Source organism: Microcoleus sp. LEGE 07076, assembly GCF_015207455.1.
Taxonomy (GTDB): domain Bacteria; phylum Cyanobacteriota; class Cyanobacteriia; order Cyanobacteriales; family Microcoleaceae; genus Microcoleus.
In genome coordinates this window covers 1-4,497 of the sequence record NZ_JADEWV010000330.1, presented here as the reverse complement: position 1 = coordinate 4,497, position 4,497 = coordinate 1, and the positions used below count along the sequence as shown (strand labels likewise).

Genomic DNA, 4,497 nt, shown 5'->3' with positions numbered 1-4,497 from the left:
TCTGATGGCTAATCTACTCAACAATATTCCTATACATCTTGAGCGTTGGAGCTCTTTCCCTGAAACTCCTGTGGATGCCTTTTATGCTTGTAACTCCTCCTAATTGTAAAAAACCTACACCTGTCAGCCTTAACAAGGGGGGGACAAGATTCTTCTCAAAGTCTCCCTTACTAAGGGGGATTTAGGGGGATCTAGACTCGACTATAAGCGAGATTTATTATAGGTTTAAATCTTAAGTTGATACCAATTCTAAAATCCAAAATCCAAAATCTAAAATCGAATTATGGATATTTTTGAAAGTGTTAAAATGGCTGTCACAACTTTGACGGCAAACAAACTCCGCAGCAGCTTGACGATGTTAGGAATTATCATCGGTAATGCTTCTGTAATTTCGATGATCGGTATCGGCGAAGGAGCTCAGACGTTTATTGCGGGACAAGTTAACTCTCTGGGGTCAAATTTGCTGTTTATCATTCCCGGAAGTCCTGAAGCGCAAAGTCGCCCGGTGATTCCGCCTCAGACTTTGGTTTTGGAAGATGCTCAGGCGATCGCCTCTCAAGTTCCTTCTGTCGAAGAAGTTGCACCCACTCTCAATGACAGTCAACTGGTTACTTACCGCAATAAAAACGTTTCGTCTTCTATTGTCGGGACTACTCCCGAATTTCTGTCGGTAAGAAGCTTTGATATTGCTAAAGGTCGATTTTTAAATAAACTAGATTTAGAAAGACAAGAAAATGTAGTTGCTTTGGGTTCGGAAGCTGCCGAACAATTGTTTGGCAATACACAGTCGATAGGTCAATATATACGCATCAAAAATTCCAGTTTTCAAGTGATTGGTGTCATGCAGTCAAAGGGTTCGACTTTTGGCGACAATCAAGATATGAATGTTTATTTGCCGCTGACAACGATGGCAAACCGCATTGTTGGTCGCTCGTCTCCCTACGGGACAAAGGTAACATTTATTTCGGTTTCAGTCAAAGATGAAAAGTTGATGCGGGCGGCGCAGTTTCAAATAGAAAATCTGCTCAGATTGCGCCACAATATTACTAAAGAGGATGATTTTACTGTCCGAAATCAGAAGGATCTAATGAAGACTTTGGGCAGTATTACTGGTGCTTTGACTCTGATGTTGGCTTTTGTAGCGGCAATTTCGCTGTTTGTGGGCGGGATCGGGATTATGAATATTATGCTGGTGTCTGTGACGGAACGTACTAAGGAAATTGGACTGAGAAAGGCGATCGGTGCTTCTGGGCAGGATATCTTAATTCAGTTTATGATTGAGGCTGTGATTTTGTCGGCGGCTGGTGGTGCGATCGGCACTGGATTCGGTATCGGGGGTGTGCTTTTAGTTTCTGCTTTCACTCCTTTGCAAGCTAGCGTGTCTCCAGTGGCGATCGCCCTTGCGGTTGGTGTTTCTGGTAGCATAGGCTTATTTTTTGGCATCGTACCTGCAAAACAAGCTGCTAAACTAGACCCGATTGTGGCGTTGAGAAGTGCTTAATTAGTCATTAGTCATTAGTCATTAGTCATTAGTCATTAGTCATCAGTCATCAGTCATCAGTCATTAGTCATTAGTCATTAGTCATTGGTTATTTGTGGGTTTCAATTACTACAATGCCCGATGCCCAATAACAAATAACAAATAACAAATAACCAATAACAAATAACCAATAACCAATAACTAAGTATGAATTTTATTGAAAGCGTCAAAATGGCCGGTCAAACATTGGTAGCAAACAAAACTCGCAGCAGTTTAACGATGATTGGGATGATTGTCGGAAATGCTTCGGTAATTGCGATGATTGGAATTGGAGAGGGAGCACAAAAATTTGTTGCAGGACAAGTTCAATCCCTGGGGACAAATGTATTGATCGTGAGGCCGGGAGTACCCAATGCTAGGCGAAGTTCGATCGCCAGCGCGCCTCAAACATTGATAGTAGAGGATGCTAAGGCGATCGCCACTCAAGTCCCGTCGGTGCAAGGTGTTTCAGCAGAACTCAACAGTTCTGAACTGGTTCGCTACGGTAACAAAAATGTTTCGTCTCTAATTTTTGGCACAATTCCAGAATTTCTGACAGTCAGAAATTTTGAGATGGCTAAAGGACGATTTTTGACCGAACTCGATGTCAGACAAAACAATCAAGTTGTAGTGTTAGGTTCAGAATTGGCCGAGAAATTGTTTGACAATGCTAACCCCCTCGGGGAACAAGTGCGAGTCAAAAATGTCAGCATGAAAGTAATTGGAGTATTTGCGCCCAAAGGCACATCTTTTGGTACGAATTATGATAACTCGGCTGTTGTGCCGATCGCCACAATGGCCAACCGCATTGTCGGGCGGAAATCTCCCTACGGTTTAGCTGTCACCTCGCTATTTATTTCTATTCAAGATGAGTCGAAAATGGACGCGGCTCAATTTCAGGTGGAAAACTTGCTGAGACTGCGGCACAAGATTAGCACAGAAGATGACTTTACTGTCAGAAATCAGAAAGATTTAATGGCGACAATGGGTGCGATTTCCGGGGCTCTGACACTGATGCTAACTGCTGTTGCTAGTATTTCTTTATTAGTAGGCGGAATTGGGATTATGAACATTATGCTTGTGTCCGTTAGCGAGCGGACTCAAGAAATCGGACTCAGAAAGGCGATCGGGGCTTCGCAACACGATATCTTGTTTCAATTTATTGTCGAAGCTGTAATTTTATCCGCTGCCGGAGGGATAGTAGGTACTTGCGTAGGTGTTGGCGGTATCTTGCTTGTAGGTAATTTTACGCCACTGCAAGCTGGCATTTCACCTGTGGCGATCGCCCTTGCTGTCAGCGTGTCTGGCACAGTAGGTTTGTTCTTCGGCGTTGTCCCGGCGCGTCAGGCCGCCAAACTCGACCCGATCGCAGCATTAAGAAGTGCTTAATAAATAATCGCGCAATCATACAGCCTTTCTCAGTAACATGAGGTACTCGACGGGCATAGGGCATAGAGCATAAAGCATACCTCATCACGCGATCGAACCGCTATATATTGTACTTAAGTAGATACCTCACCACGCGATCGAACCGCTATATATTGTACTTAAGTAGATACCTCACCACGCGATCGAACCGCTATATATTGTACTTAAGTAGATACCGAAATAATTACTGCAATCTTACACTTTTATTCTCACCATGTATATAAATAAAAAAATTATTAAGATTCACCACTAAAATGGTAAATACTTATCATAAATAGGGTGTTTTTACGTAAAAAAACTCTAAAAATTTATAAAAATAAGTTAAATTTAAAAAAATAATAAAGTTAAAGTCAGGGTATTTACGCAGTAAGGAGAAATTATAATAATATAAATGAGAAGCAAACAGACGCGAGCATTTATCTGTAGCGCGAGTTTTTGCTATTATTTAACCAACCGTATCTCAAAAATATCAATGGTTTCTATTACCGGTACTGCCAAATTCGACTTGCTCGAAGGAACTTCAGCACCAGACAGAATTAACGGCTTGGATGGCAACGACATAATTTACGCCAATAGCGGAGAGGACTTTCTCGAAGCAGGTTCAGGTAAAGACAAAATCTGCGGCGACCGAGGCAACGATACGATTTTAGGCGGTGCAGACGACGACATCCTCTGGGGTGGCAAAGGCAACGACCTAATTTTGGGCGACTCCGGCAACGATACGATTTACGGGGGTGCAGGCAGCGATACCGTGATCGGCGGCCCCGGCGATGACATATTTGCGATCGCCAAAAACCAAGGCGGTCCAACTTTAGCCACGGCCGACTACATCACCGACTTCGGCAGTGGCAGCGACAAAATTCAATTGCTAGACGGCCTGACATTTGAAGACCTAAACATCCAGCAAGGCACAGACGCTAACAGCAACAGTACCGTAATTCAAGACAAACTTACGGGCGAGTATTTAGCAGTATTGCCAGGAGTCAACAGCAGCACGATCGACCGATCCAACTTCACAACTCACCTGTCGGGAAACCCTGTCAGAGAGTGGAACGGAGTCATACTAAATGCAGTGCGGACAGCCAACACCCCGCCTCCGGCCGCCTCCCGCAACATGGCAATAATGCACGCAGCCATTTACGACTCTGTAAACTCGATCGGCAAAAAATACAGCCCTTACCGCGTCAGCATAGATGTACCAGCGGGCACATCAGAAGAAGCCGCTACAGCAGCAGCAGCCCACCGCGTCTTAGTCAACCTTTACCCAGCACAAGCATTCAAATTCGACGCAGCGCTGCAATCATCTCTAGAAACAATTCCCGACGGCAAATCCAAACAAGACGGCATCGCCCTCGGACAACAGGTTGCCGACCAAATTATCAGTTGGCGCAGTACAGACGGCGCGGACAAAACAGTCACGTACCAGGGCAAAACTGACCCCGGCAGTTGGGTGCCGACTCCCCCGAACTTCGCAACGCCGCTGCTACCCCAGTGGCGAGATGTGACTCCGTTTGCCATTACCAGCGCTTCGCAGTTCCGCCCGCCCGGCC

General features: G+C 44.9%; 2 protein-coding genes and 1 pseudogene. All 3 read left to right on the top strand.

The annotated features are described in order from the left end of the window. Window positions 1-283: 283 nt before the first annotated feature. Window positions 284-1,501, top strand: a complete 1,218-nt coding sequence (locus IQ270_RS28450; protein WP_193976478.1) for an ABC transporter permease — start codon at window positions 284-286, stop codon at window positions 1,499-1,501. Window positions 1,502-1,687: 186 nt separating this feature from the next. Further along, window positions 1,688-2,908 carry an ABC transporter permease gene (locus IQ270_RS28445; protein ID WP_193976477.1) on the top strand — a complete coding sequence of 407 codons (1,221 nt, stop codon included), beginning with the start codon at window positions 1,688-1,690 and terminating at the stop codon, window positions 2,906-2,908. A 511-nt stretch (window positions 2,909-3,419) separates the two neighbouring features. Continuing rightward, window positions 3,420-4,497 (top strand): annotated as a pseudogene (locus tag IQ270_RS28440) (chemotaxis protein CheB); the annotation flags it as partial.